At 41.7% G+C, this 15,340-nt stretch carries 19 protein-coding genes; 10 read left to right on the forward strand and 9 right to left on the reverse strand.

Going from position 1 to position 15,340, the window contains the following annotated elements:
- Nucleotides 1-8: 8 nt before the first annotated feature.
- Nucleotides 9-887 (reverse strand): NAD(P)H-binding protein, encoded by an 879-nt coding sequence (locus B3394_RS17070; RefSeq protein WP_286927623.1) that lies wholly within the window; start codon nucleotides 885-887, stop codon nucleotides 9-11.
- A gap of 80 nt (nucleotides 888-967) precedes the next feature.
- Here B3394_RS17070 and B3394_RS17075 point away from each other — a divergent pair, with 80 nt between their 5' ends.
- Both B3394_RS17075 and B3394_RS17080 read left to right on the forward strand, forming a co-directional pair.
- Nucleotides 968-1,336, forward strand: a complete 369-nt coding sequence (locus B3394_RS17075) for a winged helix-turn-helix transcriptional regulator (RefSeq protein WP_177733882.1) — start codon at nucleotides 968-970, stop codon at nucleotides 1,334-1,336.
- Nucleotides 1,337-1,533: 197 nt separating this feature from the next.
- Complete coding sequence (locus B3394_RS17080) at nucleotides 1,534-3,108, forward strand: Na+/H+ antiporter (RefSeq protein WP_177733884.1); 1,575 nt, start codon at nucleotides 1,534-1,536, stop codon at nucleotides 3,106-3,108.
- Between the two features lie 280 nt (nucleotides 3,109-3,388).
- Here the strand turns inward: B3394_RS17080 and B3394_RS17085 are convergent, their stop codons facing one another.
- On the reverse strand, nucleotides 3,389-3,730 hold the full coding sequence (locus B3394_RS17085; protein ID WP_177733886.1) for a zinc ribbon domain-containing protein YjdM: 342 nt from the start codon (nucleotides 3,728-3,730) through the stop codon (nucleotides 3,389-3,391).
- A 46-nt stretch (nucleotides 3,731-3,776) separates the two neighbouring features.
- A complete protein-coding gene (locus tag B3394_RS17090) occupies nucleotides 3,777-4,496 on the reverse strand; it encodes a YoaK family protein (protein WP_286927624.1) in 720 nt (239 codons plus the stop codon).
- A gap of 356 nt (nucleotides 4,497-4,852) precedes the next feature.
- Here B3394_RS17090 and B3394_RS17095 point away from each other — a divergent pair, with 356 nt between their 5' ends.
- The 3 genes from B3394_RS17095 (at nucleotide 4,853) to B3394_RS17105 (ending at nucleotide 7,276) form a co-directional block, all read left to right on the forward strand.
- Complete coding sequence (locus B3394_RS17095; protein ID WP_286927625.1) at nucleotides 4,853-5,398, forward strand: sugar O-acetyltransferase; 546 nt, start codon at nucleotides 4,853-4,855, stop codon at nucleotides 5,396-5,398.
- A 360-nt stretch (nucleotides 5,399-5,758) separates the two neighbouring features.
- Nucleotides 5,759-6,724 (forward strand): bifunctional helix-turn-helix transcriptional regulator/GNAT family N-acetyltransferase, encoded by a 966-nt coding sequence (locus tag B3394_RS17100; protein ID WP_273244716.1) that lies wholly within the window; start codon nucleotides 5,759-5,761, stop codon nucleotides 6,722-6,724.
- 141 nt (nucleotides 6,725-6,865) lie between these two features.
- The gene (locus B3394_RS17105) at nucleotides 6,866-7,276 is read left to right on the forward strand and encodes a hypothetical protein (protein WP_286927626.1); all 411 of its coding nucleotides are present in this window, start codon (nucleotides 6,866-6,868) and stop codon (nucleotides 7,274-7,276) included.
- Between the two features lie 46 nt (nucleotides 7,277-7,322).
- On the opposite strand, the gene B3394_RS17110 is transcribed toward B3394_RS17105, so the two are convergent.
- The 5 genes from B3394_RS17110 to B3394_RS17130 are packed head-to-tail and all read right to left on the reverse strand — an operon-like array spanning nucleotide 7,323 to nucleotide 9,245.
- Nucleotides 7,323-7,541, reverse strand: a complete 219-nt coding sequence (locus B3394_RS17110; protein WP_286927627.1) for a DUF4287 domain-containing protein — start codon at nucleotides 7,539-7,541, stop codon at nucleotides 7,323-7,325.
- 2 nt (nucleotides 7,542-7,543) lie between these two features.
- Nucleotides 7,544-7,936 carry a DoxX family protein gene (locus B3394_RS17115; protein ID WP_286927628.1) on the reverse strand — a complete coding sequence of 131 codons (393 nt, stop codon included), beginning with the start codon at nucleotides 7,934-7,936 and terminating at the stop codon, nucleotides 7,544-7,546.
- Between the two features lie 10 nt (nucleotides 7,937-7,946).
- Complete coding sequence (locus B3394_RS17120; RefSeq protein WP_273244724.1) at nucleotides 7,947-8,369, reverse strand: VOC family protein; 423 nt, start codon at nucleotides 8,367-8,369, stop codon at nucleotides 7,947-7,949.
- A 10-nt stretch (nucleotides 8,370-8,379) separates the two neighbouring features.
- A complete protein-coding gene (locus B3394_RS17125; RefSeq protein ID WP_286927629.1) occupies nucleotides 8,380-8,799 on the reverse strand; it encodes a VOC family protein in 420 nt (139 codons plus the stop codon).
- 8 nt (nucleotides 8,800-8,807) lie between these two features.
- Nucleotides 8,808-9,245 (reverse strand): VOC family protein, encoded by a 438-nt coding sequence (locus tag B3394_RS17130; RefSeq protein WP_177733905.1) that lies wholly within the window; start codon nucleotides 9,243-9,245, stop codon nucleotides 8,808-8,810.
- Between the two features lie 138 nt (nucleotides 9,246-9,383).
- Here B3394_RS17130 and B3394_RS17135 point away from each other — a divergent pair, with 138 nt between their 5' ends.
- From B3394_RS17135 to B3394_RS17155, 5 genes are all read left to right on the forward strand, one after another.
- Nucleotides 9,384-10,364, forward strand: a complete 981-nt coding sequence (locus B3394_RS17135; RefSeq protein WP_273244728.1) for a GlxA family transcriptional regulator — start codon at nucleotides 9,384-9,386, stop codon at nucleotides 10,362-10,364.
- Between the two features lie 64 nt (nucleotides 10,365-10,428).
- On the forward strand, nucleotides 10,429-10,905 hold the full coding sequence (locus tag B3394_RS17140; RefSeq protein ID WP_286927630.1) for a hypothetical protein: 477 nt from the start codon (nucleotides 10,429-10,431) through the stop codon (nucleotides 10,903-10,905).
- Nucleotides 10,906-11,078: 173 nt separating this feature from the next.
- Nucleotides 11,079-11,267, forward strand: coding sequence for a cold-shock protein (locus B3394_RS17145; protein WP_177733909.1), 189 nt, complete (start codon nucleotides 11,079-11,081; stop codon nucleotides 11,265-11,267).
- Nucleotides 11,268-11,525: 258 nt separating this feature from the next.
- Nucleotides 11,526-13,112 (forward strand): ABC-F family ATP-binding cassette domain-containing protein, encoded by a 1,587-nt coding sequence (locus B3394_RS17150; protein ID WP_286927631.1) that lies wholly within the window; start codon nucleotides 11,526-11,528, stop codon nucleotides 13,110-13,112.
- Between the two features lie 97 nt (nucleotides 13,113-13,209).
- Nucleotides 13,210-13,593, forward strand: a complete 384-nt coding sequence (locus B3394_RS17155) for a VOC family protein (protein WP_177733913.1) — start codon at nucleotides 13,210-13,212, stop codon at nucleotides 13,591-13,593.
- Nucleotides 13,594-13,608: 15 nt separating this feature from the next.
- On the opposite strand, the gene B3394_RS17160 is transcribed toward B3394_RS17155, so the two are convergent.
- Nucleotides 13,609-15,297, reverse strand: a complete 1,689-nt coding sequence (locus B3394_RS17160) for an RluA family pseudouridine synthase (RefSeq protein WP_286927632.1) — start codon at nucleotides 15,295-15,297, stop codon at nucleotides 13,609-13,611.
- Between the last annotated feature and the right edge of the window lie 43 nt (nucleotides 15,298-15,340).

Here is a 15,340-nt window from a genome sequence, read left to right on the forward strand (position 1 = left end):
ATCGGAAATTAGAATTTTGAAGCAAATTCTTTTGCGAAATCTTCCGGTTTTATGGCTCCGGTTGTTACGCTGCCCTGTTGGATAAAGTCATGCTGGATCGCTCCGTTTCGCAATCCGGCACCCATTTCGGTATACACTTCCGCAATTTCTTTCGGTACTCCGGTCTGTTGCATACCTTCCAGTGCCTGTTCGTCAGTAAACGTTACCCAGGGTAATGCCGGTTTGGCTATGGCTGCTCCCAGTGTAGCGGCTAATTGCGCCGGAGTTGTTACATCGCTTACAACATAACGGATGTTTTTACCGGTAGATTCCTGCTGTAAAGCTTCTGCCGCAGCCACCGCAATATCCGTTGGATGTACCAGTGGTAAAGTCGTATTGGCTTCCATGTTACCGCCCATAATGTTCATGCCTTTAATCATCGGCACATCATTGTAAAAATTGGTGTAGAAATATCCGGCACGCAGATAGGTAATCGCTACTGCATCCAGTTCGTTAAACAGCTGCTCAATATGATATAGCGATTGGATCGGCCCGTTTCCGTCCGGTAAATCGGCACCAATACTGCTCAGCATCACTACGCGTTTTACGCCCGATTCTTTTATGGCTGCAGCCAATGCTTTACCGGCGTTTACCGTGTTTGTAATGATGTTGCTCCCACCCATATTGGGAGGTGTCATCGAAAAAACGGCATCGGCACCGTGAAAAGCCTGCTGTAAAAAAGCGGCATCACTAACGGAACCTACGGCTGCTTTTGCTCCTAAGTTTTCTATTTCCGCCTGTCTGTTTGCGCTGCTGGTGATAACCGTTACGGTATGGCCTTCGCCAACCAGTTTTTGGGTTAAGGGTTTACCGATATTTCCAAGAGAACCTGCAATTATAATTTTCATGATATTTTGTTTTTTTATTTGTCATACAAAGGTATCTTTGTACTTACTTTTATACAAGTACTTACCCTAAAGTATGTATTATGACAGCAATTAAAGAATCATCGACCATACAGGAAAACAAGCGTTTTGCCCTGGCGGAATGTCCGGTAACTTATGTAATGGAAAGAATAGGCGGTTACTGGAAACCGATTATCCTCTATCATCTTACTTCCGGCGATAAAAGATATAGTGAACTGAAGCGCGCCATTCCGGCGATCACTGAAAAAATGCTGATTCAGCATTTAAAACAGCTTGAAGCCGATAAACTGATCATCCGGGAAGCAAGACCGGTGGTTCCGCCTTTTGTAACGTATCGGTTAACCAATTCCGGACATGCTTTACAGCCGATTATCAGCGCAATGGCCGCCTGGGCATTTGAAGATATGAAAGGGGCTTTTGAGGGGGAGTAGCGGGATGTGAAGAGGCAAATAGACAAAAAGCAAAAGACAAAAAGCAAAAAGCAAGGAGCAAAAGGCAAGGAGCAAAAAAGCAAAAAGCAAATATATTTGGACTATTTAACTTTTGCGGGGCTATGGCTTGTGCTATAAAAAAATGCCCGGAGAATAACTACAATTTTTATCTTTATATTACCTAACACCTGATTCCCATGATAGCGCATTTACCATTTTACCTGAGTTTGCTTGTAGCGATTGTACTGCTCATTATGCTGGCCAATAAAGTAAAGATTGCCTATCCGGTGCTGTTGGTAGTGGCGGGACTGGCGATTAGTTTTATTCCCGGCATACCGGCTTTGCATATCAATCCGGAGCTGATTTTCTTTATCTTTTTACCACCGTTATTATATGAAGCTGCCTGGACGGTTTCCTGGAAAGAAATGTGGCGCTGGCGCAGAATTATTGTCAGCTTTGCTTTTGTGGTGGTGTTTCTGACGGCTATTTCGGTGGCTTTAGTCGCTAATTATTTTATACCCGGCTTTTCGCTGGCCTTGGGCTTTTTACTGGGCGGAATTGTATCACCGCCCGATGCCGTTAGTGCCGGAGCCATTTTGAAGTTTGTAAAAGTACCGCGCCGGGTATCGTCAATATTGGAAGGCGAAAGTCTGCTAAACGATGCGTCCTCCTTAATTATTTTCCGTTTTGCAATGGTTGCCGTGGCGACCGGTCAGTTTGTCTGGCACGAAGCAGCCCTGAGTTTCGGATGGATGGTAATTGGCGGACTGGGTGTAGGATTGCTTACCGGATGGATTTTTATGAAAGCCCATAAATATCTGCCAACGGATGCGAATATGGATATAGTGCTAACGATGGTAGCGCCGTATATCATGTATCTTGCGGCAGAGGAAGTGCATAGTTCGGGAGTATTGGCAGTTGTGAGCGGTGGTTTACTGTTGTCGAATAACCGGCATTTGTTTCTTAGCGGCACTTCACGGCTAAGAGGCGTTAATGTGTGGGAAAGTTTTTGTTTTATATTAAACGGACTGGTGTTTATCCTGATCGGACTGGATTTGCCGGAGATTACCGCCGGATTGGAAGGCGTGAGTATTGCAACAGCTGTGGGGTATGGTGTATTGATCACCGTGGTGCTGATCGTAGGCCGGATTATAGCGTCCTATGGTGCAGTTGTGGTAACGCTTATTGCCCGTAATTTTATTACCGTGGCCGACAGGCGAAGTCCGGGGTATAAAGTGCCGCTGCTGATAGGCTGGACGGGAATGCGCGGAGTGGTTTCGCTGGCAGCTGCTTTGTCGATTCCGCTAAAACTGGACGACGGTTCACCTTTTCCACAGCGTAACCTGATCCTGTTTATCACCTTTGTGGTAATACTGCTAACGTTACTGGTTCAGGGACTGACCTTGCCGTATCTCATCCGGAAAATCAACATGCCGGATCCGGACCAGCACCTGCCGGAAGAGGAGATTGAACACCAGATCAAAAGGCAATTAGCAGAACATGCGCTTTTGCATTTGCGAACCAATTATAACGAACAGCTCAACACGGAGCCGGTACTGCAGCAAATGGCACTTAAATGGGAACATAACAGCCTGATTGCCGATAATGATCAAATGTCGGAAAAATGCAAGGCAGTATATATGGATATCATTAACCGGCAACGGGAATGGCTGCATGACAAGAACAGGGCAGAAGCAACACTGAATGAAGAGATCATCCGCAAGCATTTGATGTATCTGGACATGGAAGAAATGAAACTCCGGTATCTGTAACTACTTACCCTGAAAAAGTAGTTTTGTGGAATGGGTTACCGTATATTGTAATTTCATGCAGAGCATAAAAATCGGAAAAAACAGGCAGAAGAAAACTTAAAGAAGAATAAAGCTTAAAAATAGGCTGATCGCCAGAAGAAAACAGTAAAAGCTAAAACTATAAAAAGGCAAGAAAATATATCTTGCCTTTTTATATAAGCACAACCTTCAATATTAAATTGATGAATCAGCATTGTCAGTTTATCATAAATATACTGGCTGTTCTATTGTAATATTGTTACTACGCTTTTCTAACAAATTCAGACTTTAGTCCCATGGCTCCAAAACCATCGATCTTGCAGTCAATATTATGATCGCCGTCCACAAGTCTAATGTTCTTTACCTTGGTTCCCGCTTTGACCGGCCCGGAAGCTCCTTTAACCGGCAAGTTTTTTATTACGATCACCGAATCGCCATCCTGTAAAATGTTCCCGTTGGAATCTTTTACAACCAACTTACCTTCTTCTGCTAATGCTATTGGGTTCCACTCATGGCTGCACTCTGGACAGGCATATAGCTCATCATTCAGGTAATAGCCATAAGCTGATCCACATTGCGGGCAATCTTTCATTTCTTCAGACATAATCATTTCTCTGTATTAAAAATTAGTAAATATTTTATCTCAATTGTTAGTGTTTAAACTTTCTTTTTAAGTGGTAATACCTTAATATCACGTAGTCATAATATAATGCTGCCAGAAGTACCAAAACCGCTATCAGCAAAGTTTTCAGTGCTAAGGTGTGATACAATACACCACCCAGAAGACATCCCGAAAAGAAGCAAAAAATAATGATCAGCTTCAGGTTGATACTTTGCCTGATCTTCTTATAGCTGAACATATCCGACCGATAAAAGATCAATTGCGATAGTTCAATCCCCAAGTCGGTAAACAGACCGGTCAGATGTGTTGTTCTTACCACAGAATGTGACACCTTGGTAACAAGTGCGTTTTGAAGTCCCATAGCAAACAACAGCAGGCAGGCTATAACATGTGAACTCCAAAAATCAAATCCCAATAACGATACCAATAATAAGATTATCATCTCAATAAACATTGGAATAAGATAAGAAACGGCTAAATTCTTTCTCATAAACATTTCAATAAGTACACCCGTACAAAAAGCTCCCAAAAGAAAAAACAGGATGTATAATAGAAAAATAGTAGCTGTTGGATAATTTTGGAGCACGACTTCTTCTGAAAAATAAGCAAAATGACCTGTTACATTGGTAGTAAGTACTTTGATTGACATCACTCCGGTTACATTCACAATCCCTGCTACAATAGATAGCATGGATGCTAATTTCAGATTATGGGAATAAGTCCGGTTTTTACCTAAGTGTCTAAACATAATCAACAGAGATTACAACCATGCAAATTTATACAATTATTCATCCCTTACCTTGATTAAAGCCATCTATGTTAAAAACAAAAATACCTCATCCTTTTTATGAGGTGTTCCCATTTATCAATCCGGATTTATTTAGCGTTTTTATCCGGTCGATACAATCATCATTAAGAAGCTCAGCCATCAACCAGGAATACTTTTTAATCTCATTACTGTGAAAGGGAATTTACGTTAGGTGTCCAAATTTGTTTTTATTCAACTAAATTGAATGATGGTTCGCCTTTTCCACAACGTAACCTGATCCTGAAAAGTTTATTAAATACAAAATTTTACCTTTGCAGAAAATAATTCCAGATAAAATGAAAGATAAAGTTGAATATATAAGAGGTGATCAATCACTATCAGCTGATTTTAAAAGAGCCGGCAAATTAATCCAGAGTTTTAACACGGCCGATTACGATAATGATACATTAAAGAAATCGATACTTACGGAATTATTAGGCTCCGTTGGAGAAGGAATTACTATTGAACATAATTTTCATTGCGATCTGGGATACAATATCCATGTAGGTAAAAACTTTTATGCCGGATTTAACTGTACGATTCTGGATATGGCCGAAGTACGGATCGGCGACAATTGCCTTATCGCTCCTAACGTGGGAATATACACAGCCGGTCATAATATTCATCCTATAGACAGACACAAGTCGGGAAATGCCCGTCCGATTATAATAGGAAATAATGTATGGATAGGCGGACACGTGGCTATAGTTGGTGGTGTTGAAATCGGAGATAACTCCATCATAGCTGCCGGATCTGTAGTTCTGAAAAATGTACCTTCAAATACCATAGTGGGTGGAAATCCGGCGAAGATAATTAGAAGCATAACAGATTCTGACTTATAGAAAAAGTTCCTTTGAGATCAGTGCCATTTAAAATTCAGCCGTATTTAACAGGGCTGGATTTCTGGTATTGAGCTATACCTAAATTGGTCTTTCACAAAACGGTACTCAAGATCTTTAAAAACTCAAAAACAGATACCTTAGTACGATCTTTTGTTTCAAATTTAATTGCATTATTTGGACATTTCAATTTTTTATTTACATTTGCATAACTGGTTATATAAGTAAATATATAGTTGAGGTTGTAATAATTTAATCTATCAATAGAGATAGCAGAACCTTGACCCAGTTATATTATAACAAAGCATCTCCCGGACAGAAACGGAAGGGGAAAAACATAAAAAGCAAATTAAAAAATACAGTATGGAATTATTTAACAGAACAGGAAAAATGGCGTTGGGCAGCAGACTACGTTTGCTAACGGCAAAAGTAACCGAAGATGCCGCAAAAATTTACGAGATGTATGATGTGGACTTTTCGCCAAAGTGGTTTCCCGTATTATTTATTTTGTCGGAAGACGGGGAAAGAACCATTACCGAAATAGCGGAACAAATCGGGCATTCGCAGCCGTCTGTTACAAAGATCATTAAGGAGATGGCAAAAGCCGGCTTGGTGATGGACAATCTGAAATCGGAAGACAAACGCAGGAATTTAGCAGGATTAACCGAAAAAGGCAAAGAAGTAGCCTACAAAATAATAAACGTACAATCGGCCGATATTGATGCTGCGATTGACGGTGTTATTGCGGAAGCCACACACAACCTTTGGGAAGCGCTTGCAGAATGGGAATTTTTACTGGAACAAAAATCGATCTTTAAAAGAGTACAGGAGCAAAAAAAATTACGCGAAAGCCAAAAGGTGCAGGTCGTGGAATATGCGCCACAATACCAATCGGCTTTTAGAGCGCTTAACGAAGAATGGATTTCCTCCTATTTTGAAATGGAAGAAGCCGATTATAAGGCATTGGACAATCCGGAGGAATATATACTAAACAAAGGCGGGAAAATTGTTGTCGCGCTATACGACGGTGAACCATTAGGCGTTTGTGCCTTAATCAAAATGGAGGATCCGGATTATGATTTTGAAATGGCAAAAATGGCAGTATCGCCCAAAGCTCAGGGGAAAAATATTGGATGGCTATTGGGGCAGGCCATTATTAAGGAAGCTGAAAAATTGGGTGCATCAAAAATATTCCTGGAAAGCAATACCATTCTAAAACCGGCGATCAACCTGTATTATAAAATGGGCTTTCAGAAAATATCGGGACGTCCAACACCCTATAAAAGAGCTAATATCCAGATGGAATTATTGTTAAACGACAAACAGTAATATTCCTCTATTTCGTATATGCTGTAAGGTTTGATGTACTGCCGGTTTTTATCGGTTGTACCGGAGTACTGTTGCCGGCATACAGCATATACAAAAACTGGGCATTAGAGTTATAAAGACTTTTATATTCATAAAAATGGCATGAATACACAAAACGATATAATAGAAAAAACAAAAATCAGGCGGGTGTACCTGTCCGATTTACACCACATTCAATCCCTTTACACAGAAAAACACACCAATTTTTCGGATACGAATACGACACCTCAAAATAGCAGATTGCTGCTTACGGAAGATTTTGGATTGCCTATAGCCTTAGCCGAATATAACAAAGAAGTAATCGGATATGCCGCTGTTGTGATACATGCCGGGAAACAACCTCAAATACAATTATACTTTAAACAGGGATATGAACTAACAGCAATCGAAATTTTACTGAATGACTATGCCCGGAAAGTTTTAAGTTCCCTGAACGAAAGCAATCCAAATGCCGGATTTAAACTTGAAAGCGGTATTGGTAAAATAGTAAGCTGGCTGAATAAATGCCAGTAGGTCTGATTATCGCTGCTTTTTCCGTAAGAATCAATCCATAATAGTTTTATTCTCTTTTCCCTTTAAGAAAAGCATAGACAGCCATAGCATGGCCATGACCTAAGCCATATTCGTCTTTAAGCCAGTCTGTAATTTGTGTTGCCTTTATCTCTTTTTTGATCTGCCCGTTTTCGGTAAATCCTTTTTCTTCGGCTATTGCCTGAAAATCGGCAGTCGTTTTGCCGGTTTTCGCCCGGATATTGTCTAAATACGCTTGAAAGGACATCGTTAATTATTTTTAAGGTTTATAACAGTGCTGCTCTTATGATAGAAAATATAGGATACCATTAAAACGGCTAAAACGATTAATGGGAAAAAGGTCTCAAAATGCAATCCGTCTACGGCAAAATGACTGATGGAGGCAAATAGAAAATCAAATGTAAAACCGGCGTAGGCCCATTCTTTCAGGCGTTTCGGTGCTTTTGGAAGGATAAGTATGATAACGCCCAGGATCTTAAAAGCCACTAAGGCATTGCCAAAATATTCCGGATAACCCAAATGCCGGATACCTTCTTTTGCCAGTGCTGTTTGTGACGTTAGTGCCGGCATTACGCCTTCGAACAGGAAGATTAAAATTGTTGCCGACCAGAAAAGGATTCGGTTTGTTTTTGATGAATTCATAGTAAATGGTTTAAGCGGTTTGTAATTTCTCAATATCAAATTTTGTCATCTGCATAAATGCAGCAATAACTCTCGGAGCTTTTTCCGGATCAGCCATCAGCTGTGCTAAAACAGCCGGCACGATTTGCCAGGAAACACCAAACTGATCGTTCAGCCATCCACATTGATTGTAAACGCCGCCGGCTCCCAGTTTTTCCCAATAGTAATCAATTTCTTCCTGGGTATCGCATTCCAGAACATAGGAATTGGCAGGAGAGAACTCATATTGCGGACCTCCGTTGAGTCCCATAAACGGAAAGCCGTTCAGCTCAAACCGGACAACCATCGGGTTTTCACTGGTTATTTCAGAATTGGGAAAAACGGAACAATAATAAGCGGCTGCTGCTTTGGCCTGACCATCAAACCATAAACAAGGATAAAGTAATTGTGCCATAGTTGTGTTTTTAAAGAATTTGTTTTTTGTCAAAATAGAGAAGCCAGTGATTGCCGAACGGATCGGTAATATCGCTGATCATTACCTCCCGGTCGTTTTGTGCTAAAGGCTGGTGGATATGCCCTCCGGCGGCGAGTTTTTCAGCATAATGCCGGATCTCTTCCTCACTGCTGCAATGCAGGGCTAAAGAAACCGAATTGCCTTTATTCAGCCCGTTTTCAGTCACGATATCAGTACCCATTAAAACAAAGGTTTTGGTAATTAAAACCGCCTGTAAAATGCACTGGCGCATTTTTTCGGGCATTTTTTCCGATAAAGGAGCATCGTTAATGCGCTGGAGCATTAATTTTCCACCCAGACATTCCCGGTAAAAGGACATGGCTTCATTGCAATTGCCGTTAAAAGTAAGATAGGGATGAAGCTGTGCCATATTGTTTTTTATTGTTGCGGTGTGTGATTAAACATCCAGCGAATGCCAAAACGATCCAGGCAGCAACCCCAGTAAGCGCCCCAGAACATATCCTGCAAAGGCATGATATCGGTAGCACCTTCGGATAGGGCATTAAACAATCGTTCCGTTTCTGCCCGGCTGTCCGGTTCCAGATTGATCGTGGTGTTGTTCCCTACAATTAATTGATGCCCCATAGAGGCTAACATGTCTGTACCCATAATGTTGATTCCTCCTAAAACAGGCAGGGAAACATGCATTACTTTGTTAAGCTCATCATCCGGTAAAGGCGGCATTCCTTCATGGGCAGGTATATCTTTGTTATACATAATGCCGCCGTTAAATTCGGTTTTAAAAACAGATTTGTAAAAGGTAAAGGCCTCTTCTGTAGTGCCTTCAAAATTCAGGTAAATAGATACGGTTGCCATTTTTTTATTTTTTAAGGGATTAATAACATTACAAAGTTCCGCAGAAACGGGCAAAATGAAACTGTGTAAAAATGACAACTAAAAGGGCATTTGCGACAAAATGTAGGCTATATTTGTTACAGCATAAATCCTGTTACAATGAAAAACGTTAGTATTTTAGTTCCGGAAACCGCTGTTTTGCAGGCAATAGCAGATCCGCAGTATTTATTTTCGGCAGTAAACCAATTCATGACGGCATCAGGTCGGCAGCCTTTGTTTAATGTACAGCTGGTCGGTTTAAAAAAGACGATAACACTCAATAACGGCCTTTATACGGTCAATACCACCCAGTTGCTGGAGGACGTCGGGAAAACGGACTTAATCGTAATTCCGGCGCTTTTCGGGGATATGAAAACGGCTGTGGAAGCCAATGAAAAAGTTGTGCCCTGGATAAAAGAACAGTATGCAAACGGAGCAGAAGTGGCTTCCCTTTGCGTAGGCGCTTTTTTACTGGCCGCTACCGGTTTGTTAGACGGAAAAAAATGCTCGACACATTGGGGATTTCAAAATGAATTTCGGGAAATGTATCCTGATGTTGAGGTGGTCGACGGCAGTATTTTAACGGAAGAATCCCGGATCTATTCCAGTGGCGGTGCAAATTCCTACTGGAATCTGTTACTTCATTTAGTAGAAAAATATACCGACCGGGCTACGGCCATTCTGGCTTCAAAATATTTTGCGGTAGATATTGACCGCGAGAGCCAGTCGGCATTTGCGATGTTTCAGGGACAGAAAAACCACAATGACGAAGCGGTAAAACAGGCACAGCTTTTTATTGAGGCGAATACACAGGAAAAAATAACTATTGAAGAACTGGCTAATTTAGTCGCATTGGGACGGAGAAGCTTTGAAAGACGCTTTAAAAAAGCAACCAACAATTCGGTTCTGGAATATATCAACCGGGTAAAAATAGAATTTGCCAAACGCAGTTTTGAAACCAACCGGAGAAATGTAACCGAAGTAATGTATGATATTGGCTATACGGATACCAAAGGATTCCGTACCATTTTTAAAAAAATTACCGGATTGACCCCGATAGAATACCGGAACAAATACAACAAAGGGATTAGCGTTTCCTGATGTGCTGCAATAAATAAAGAAAACAACAGTTAAAACAGTAATTACAGCCCGTAAAAAAGAAAGTATGCATCCGGAAAAAAAGCACAGGCAAACCGCTGCCCGAACCATCACATTATTAACCATACTGCTGGCATTCCTTTGCTATGGTTGCGACTCTAAAACAAAGAAATTTGAAGAAAACTACACTTTTTACCGCGCTGTAAACGGTAAGGATACTGCGCTTTTGGCCATCGCGGAGAACAAAACACATTTTTACGGACGGTATGAGATACAATATGAAGGAACGATGAAAGATTCCGGTGAGGTGAGAGGAAAGATTATGGGCGATACGCTGCAGGGCGATTACTATTATAAACCTTATGGCGGCGGCAAATGGAAACGGGTGCCGATTGCTTTGCTAAAAAAGGATCGCAAACTGCTGTTAGGACGTGGTGTAACGATTACCTATATGAACATCCCCCGCTATACATCCGGAGTACCGATCGAATACTCCGACCCGAAATTTACTTTTGAAACGGTTCAAAAAGCCGCCCAGAAATAACGGTTGCCAGTCCGGAATGGACTGTATATTCCGCTATGGCGATGGCTGCGAATTGCAGGATAAATACAGGCGGTAACAGGTATAAATGCCTGTTTTTTTAATAAAAAATAAAGCATCCGGTTTGTGGGATGCTATTTTCGATTACATTTACCAATAAAAAAAGTACAAAAAATATGAAAACAGGAGTGGTAAAATTTTACAATGAAACAAAAGGATTTGGATTCATAAAGGATGAAACAGGACAGGAAATTTTTGTTCATGTTTCCGGTTTAAAAGACAAGATCAAGGAAAATGATGCAGTAATATTTGAAGAGGCTGAAGGAAAGAAAGGAAAAAATGCCATTAATGTCCGTCTGGCCTAATGACTGCTTAAAAAAAATATAGTACTGATTGAAAAGTAATAACCAATTAATTGGTACTATATAATCTGATTTTTCAGCTTTTCCGGTTTTAGAAAAGAGCATTATGCCCTTGCCGGACAAGTATGGTGAAAAACATTTTGTATATTTGCAAACGAAATACGAACAGATAAAATGTAAAAAATAATTTCTTTTTATGGCACTTACAAAACGGTAACCGCAACGGTTCACCGTATTCGCTACACTTTAAAAAAAGAAATTATGATTGTTTTACAGCACATTGCATACGTGCATCCCAATAAAAATCTGTTGTTTTCAAACATCAGTCTTACCGTTAATCATCACGATAAAATAGCTTTAATTGGCAATAATGGAGTGGGGAAATCCACCCTGATGCAAATTATTGCAAAAGAATTGCCACTGGCCGAAGGACAGCTCAAAGTGGATTCCGAACCGTATTATATACCCCAGATTTTCGGGCAGTATAATCAGCTGACGATTGCTCAGGCATTGCGCATTGAGGCAAAGCTGAATGCGCTGAAAGAAATAGTAAGCGGCATTGTTACTGAAGAAAACTATGCAGTGCTCGACGATGACTGGACCCTTGAAGAACGTTGTAATGACGCTTTAAACTACTGGCAGTTAACCGGATTGGATCTGACCCAGAAAATGGAAACGTTAAGCGGCGGACAAAAGACAAAAGTTTTCCTTGCCGGTATCGCAATCCACCAACCCGAAATTGTTTTACTGGACGAGCCAAGCAACCATCTGGACGGTTCTGGCAGGCAGCTTTTGTATGACTTTATTACAACCACAACCAGTACCCTGATCGTCATAAGCCACGACCGGAAACTATTGAATCTTTTAAGCACGGTTTGCGAGTTGAGCAAACGCGGCATAACCGTTTATGGCGGTAATTATGATTTTTATGCCGGACAAAAGCTGTTGGAAAACAAGGCGTTGAACCAGGACATTAACAGCAAGGAAAAAGCCTTGCGCAAAGCCAGGGAAAAAGAACGGGAAATGCAGGAAAGACAGCAGAAATTAGACTCCCGCGGTAAAAAGAAACAGGAAAAAGCCGGTGTTGCCCGGATAATGCTGAACACCTTAAAGAACAATGCCGAAAACAGCACTTCAAAAATGAAAAGTGTCCATGCCGAAAAGATTGGCGGTATTTCGCAGGAACTACAGGAACTGCGTTCCGCTTTACCGGATAGCGACAAGATGAAATTCGGACTTAACAGCGCTGCACTGCACAAAGGAAAAATACTGTTTACCGCTGCCAGTACCAATTTTAGTTATCACAAGCAGCCTGTCTGGAATACAAACCTGAATGTTCAGATCACAAGCGGAGAGCGCATTGCGCTGAAAGGCGGGAACGGTTCCGGTAAAACAACACTGATAAAGCTCATTCTGGGTAAATTGACACCACAAACAGGAACGGTTTACAGGGCAGCCAATACAACGGTATATATCGACCAGGATTATTCTATTCTGGACAATCAGCTGAAAATTTACGAGCAGGCGCAGCGATTCAATGTTTCGGCTTTGCCCGAACATGATATAAAAATGAGGCTCAGCCGCTTTTTGTTTGGCAAAGACGATTGGGACAAACCCGCCGGTATGCTGAGCGGCGGCGAAAAGATGCGTCTGATCCTTTGCTGTCTGACCATCAGTAATGAATCGCCGGACATGATTGTTCTGGATGAGCCAACCAACAACCTGGATATTCAGAATATTGAGATCCTGACGGCTGCCATTAACGAATACCAGGGTACTCTGATCGTTGTTTCACACGATGAATACTTTTTAGAACAGATACATATCGAACGGACAATCCAGTTGTAATGATTTTTGTTGTGATACGGCAAATACTTATATTTATAGCGGATATATAGCGGAGTCACAGTCAGGACTTTCATCGTACCATAAAATAGAGAAACACATGAAAAATTTCGGATTTATTATATACGTTTCCGATCAGAATAAGAGTATGGAATTTTACCGGAATCTTTTGGACAAGGAACCGGTACTGCATGTTCCCGGAATGACCGAATTTGCATTTTCAGAAACCTGTAAACTGGGCATTATGCCGGAAAGCGGAATTGCAAAAATCATTGAAGAAAAAACACAACATCCGGCAAACGGAAACGGAATTCCCCGTTGTGAACTTTATCTTGAGGTTGCTGCAATCGAACCCTATTACAAAAGAGCAAAAGCATTAGATGCGGTATTGGTAAGTGATACGATGGATCGGGATTGGGGACATCGGGTTTGTTACTTTGCAGATCCTGACGGGCATATCGTTGCTTTCGCCGAAGAAATATAACGGGCTTCCGGCCGGTTAAAAAGCTTCGGCTGCTTCAAAGCAGAGTGTTTCTTTGGTTCTGGGATGCACAAATTCAAGGTAAGCCGCATGAAGATGCAGCCTGTTGGAAGCCGTTCCGTATAAATCATCACCCACTATGGGCGCATTCAGGCCCAGTTCGTGTGCGGCATGCATACGCAGCTGGTGGGTACGGCCGGTAAGTGGCCAGAAATGGACTTTGGTTGTCGTTTCATTCCGTTGGATAACCTTCCATCGGGTATGCGCTTTTTTTCCGAATTCGAAACAAACCAGCTGGCTTGGCCGGTTGTCCAGATCACCCCGTAACGGTAATTTTATTTCGCCTTCTTCCCCGGAAATCACTTTGGAAAGCAGTGCCGTATACCGTTTGATAACCGTTCGTTTTAAAAACTGTCTTTGAATGTGTTTGTGGGCTTCTTTGGTTTTGGCCACCACCAGAAGTCCGGAAGTAGACATGTCCAGCCGATGAATGATGAGCGGTTCAATATTTCCGAAGGCTGCCTGAAGCCGGGTATAAACGGAATCCTGGATTTGGATTCCCGGAACAGAGAGCAGTTCGGCGGGTTTGTTAACCACGACAAGACAGTCATCCTCATAAACAATGGTTAGTGTGGTTCCTTCACCTGAATTTTTTAAAAGCGGATTTTCATCCATAGGTACGCCTTCCAGCATGTGGCTCAGAATGGGTTTGCATTTTCCGGTACAGGCCGGATAAAACTGCCTGTGTTTCCGGATTTCCGATTTTGGCGAAGCACCCCACCAGAATTCGGCCATAGCAATAGGTTTATAGCTGTTTAGAAAGGCATATTGTAACAATTTCGGTGTGGCACATTCTCCTGCGGCGGCTGGTGGTTTTCCAAAAACAGTCTCGCTGAAAATCGCCTGCAGGCTTTTTTCCTTTCCGTCCTGGTTCAGGAAGGCATATTGCTCAAAAAGCTGCTGCTGTAAGGCTGCCGATTTTTCTTTGCGTTCTTTCTTTAAGGCTTCAATGCTGTTTTCGAATAGGGTAATTTCAGATTGGGTCACTTCCAAAAGCTGTTTCCATCTGTTCGATAAAACTGTCAGTTCCCATTTATCACTTAAACTCTGTTTGATCAGATCTGCTTCAAAATGAGTGTATTCCTGTTCGCTTAAGACCGGTTGCTGTGCTTCACGGTGTTTTTTCCGGTTTTCTTTATTGCTTTTTAATTGTTTTTTAAAAGCGGTTATCTCTAAGACAGATTGGGCGGTAAACTGCTCAAAATTACTTTTAAGGATACTGTAATGTTCATCCGACTCGATGGCTTTAATCTGCTGGTTGATGCTGTTGAGGATTTCCTCTTCTTTTAAGAAAAAACTGTTTTCGATCAGCATGTCAAAAACCGGCGGAACAAACTTCGGATGATTGTTGGTACCGGCCAGTTTTCCTGAAAAGGCAGCCAGATAACCCAGTTTCCCGTTGTTGTCCTGAACCACCAAAACGCCAAACATCTTACCGATAACAAGTCCCTGTTGGTCTGCTGTCAGTCCGAAATTATGATCCAGCTCCGTTTGGGTTTCCAGATAGTGCTGCAATTCGGCAGCGGCAATTTGGGTTAACTGGTGCGGCTCATAATAGAACGGAAACGTAAACCGTTCCGGTACGGTGATCCCGTTTACTGAGCTATCGGAAAAGTAAGTAATGCTATTTTGAGTAGTGTGCTGCACGGTATTTTTTTGTAGCTGCGAAAATAAGCGTTATTCTCCGGAG

The sequence above is a fragment of the Flavobacterium sp. UBA4197 genome, assembly GCF_002379575.1.
Taxonomy (GTDB): domain Bacteria; phylum Bacteroidota; class Bacteroidia; order Flavobacteriales; family Flavobacteriaceae; genus Flavobacterium; species Flavobacterium inviolabile.

Excerpts from the sequence above, each read along its gene's own strand:
- B3394_RS17070 (WP_286927623.1), bottom strand. The coding sequence starts at position 887 with ATGAAAATTATAATTGCAGGTTCTCTTGGAAATATCGGTAAACCCTTA.
- B3394_RS17075 (WP_177733882.1), top strand. The coding sequence starts at position 968 with ATGACAGCAATTAAAGAATCATCGACCATACAGGAAAACAAGCGTTTT.
- B3394_RS17080 (WP_177733884.1), top strand. The coding sequence starts at position 1,534 with ATGATAGCGCATTTACCATTTTACCTGAGTTTGCTTGTAGCGATTGTA.
- B3394_RS17085 (WP_177733886.1), bottom strand. The coding sequence starts at position 3,730 with ATGTCTGAAGAAATGAAAGATTGCCCGCAATGTGGATCAGCTTATGGC.
- B3394_RS17090 (WP_286927624.1), bottom strand. The coding sequence starts at position 4,496 with ATGTTTAGACACTTAGGTAAAAACCGGACTTATTCCCATAATCTGAAA.
- B3394_RS17095 (WP_286927625.1), top strand. The coding sequence starts at position 4,853 with ATGAAAGATAAAGTTGAATATATAAGAGGTGATCAATCACTATCAGCT.
- B3394_RS17100 (WP_273244716.1), top strand. The coding sequence starts at position 5,759 with ATGGAATTATTTAACAGAACAGGAAAAATGGCGTTGGGCAGCAGACTA.
- B3394_RS17105 (WP_286927626.1), top strand. The coding sequence starts at position 6,866 with ATGAATACACAAAACGATATAATAGAAAAAACAAAAATCAGGCGGGTG.
- B3394_RS17110 (WP_286927627.1), bottom strand. The coding sequence starts at position 7,541 with ATGTCCTTTCAAGCGTATTTAGACAATATCCGGGCGAAAACCGGCAAA.
- B3394_RS17115 (WP_286927628.1), bottom strand. The coding sequence starts at position 7,936 with ATGAATTCATCAAAAACAAACCGAATCCTTTTCTGGTCGGCAACAATT.
- B3394_RS17120 (WP_273244724.1), bottom strand. The coding sequence starts at position 8,369 with ATGGCACAATTACTTTATCCTTGTTTATGGTTTGATGGTCAGGCCAAA.
- B3394_RS17125 (WP_286927629.1), bottom strand. The coding sequence starts at position 8,799 with ATGGCACAGCTTCATCCCTATCTTACTTTTAACGGCAATTGCAATGAA.
- B3394_RS17130 (WP_177733905.1), bottom strand. The coding sequence starts at position 9,245 with ATGGCAACCGTATCTATTTACCTGAATTTTGAAGGCACTACAGAAGAG.
- B3394_RS17135 (WP_273244728.1), top strand. The coding sequence starts at position 9,384 with ATGAAAAACGTTAGTATTTTAGTTCCGGAAACCGCTGTTTTGCAGGCA.
- B3394_RS17140 (WP_286927630.1), top strand. The coding sequence starts at position 10,429 with ATGCATCCGGAAAAAAAGCACAGGCAAACCGCTGCCCGAACCATCACA.
- B3394_RS17145 (WP_177733909.1), top strand. The coding sequence starts at position 11,079 with ATGAAAACAGGAGTGGTAAAATTTTACAATGAAACAAAAGGATTTGGA.
- B3394_RS17150 (WP_286927631.1), top strand. The coding sequence starts at position 11,526 with ATGATTGTTTTACAGCACATTGCATACGTGCATCCCAATAAAAATCTG.
- B3394_RS17155 (WP_177733913.1), top strand. The coding sequence starts at position 13,210 with ATGAAAAATTTCGGATTTATTATATACGTTTCCGATCAGAATAAGAGT.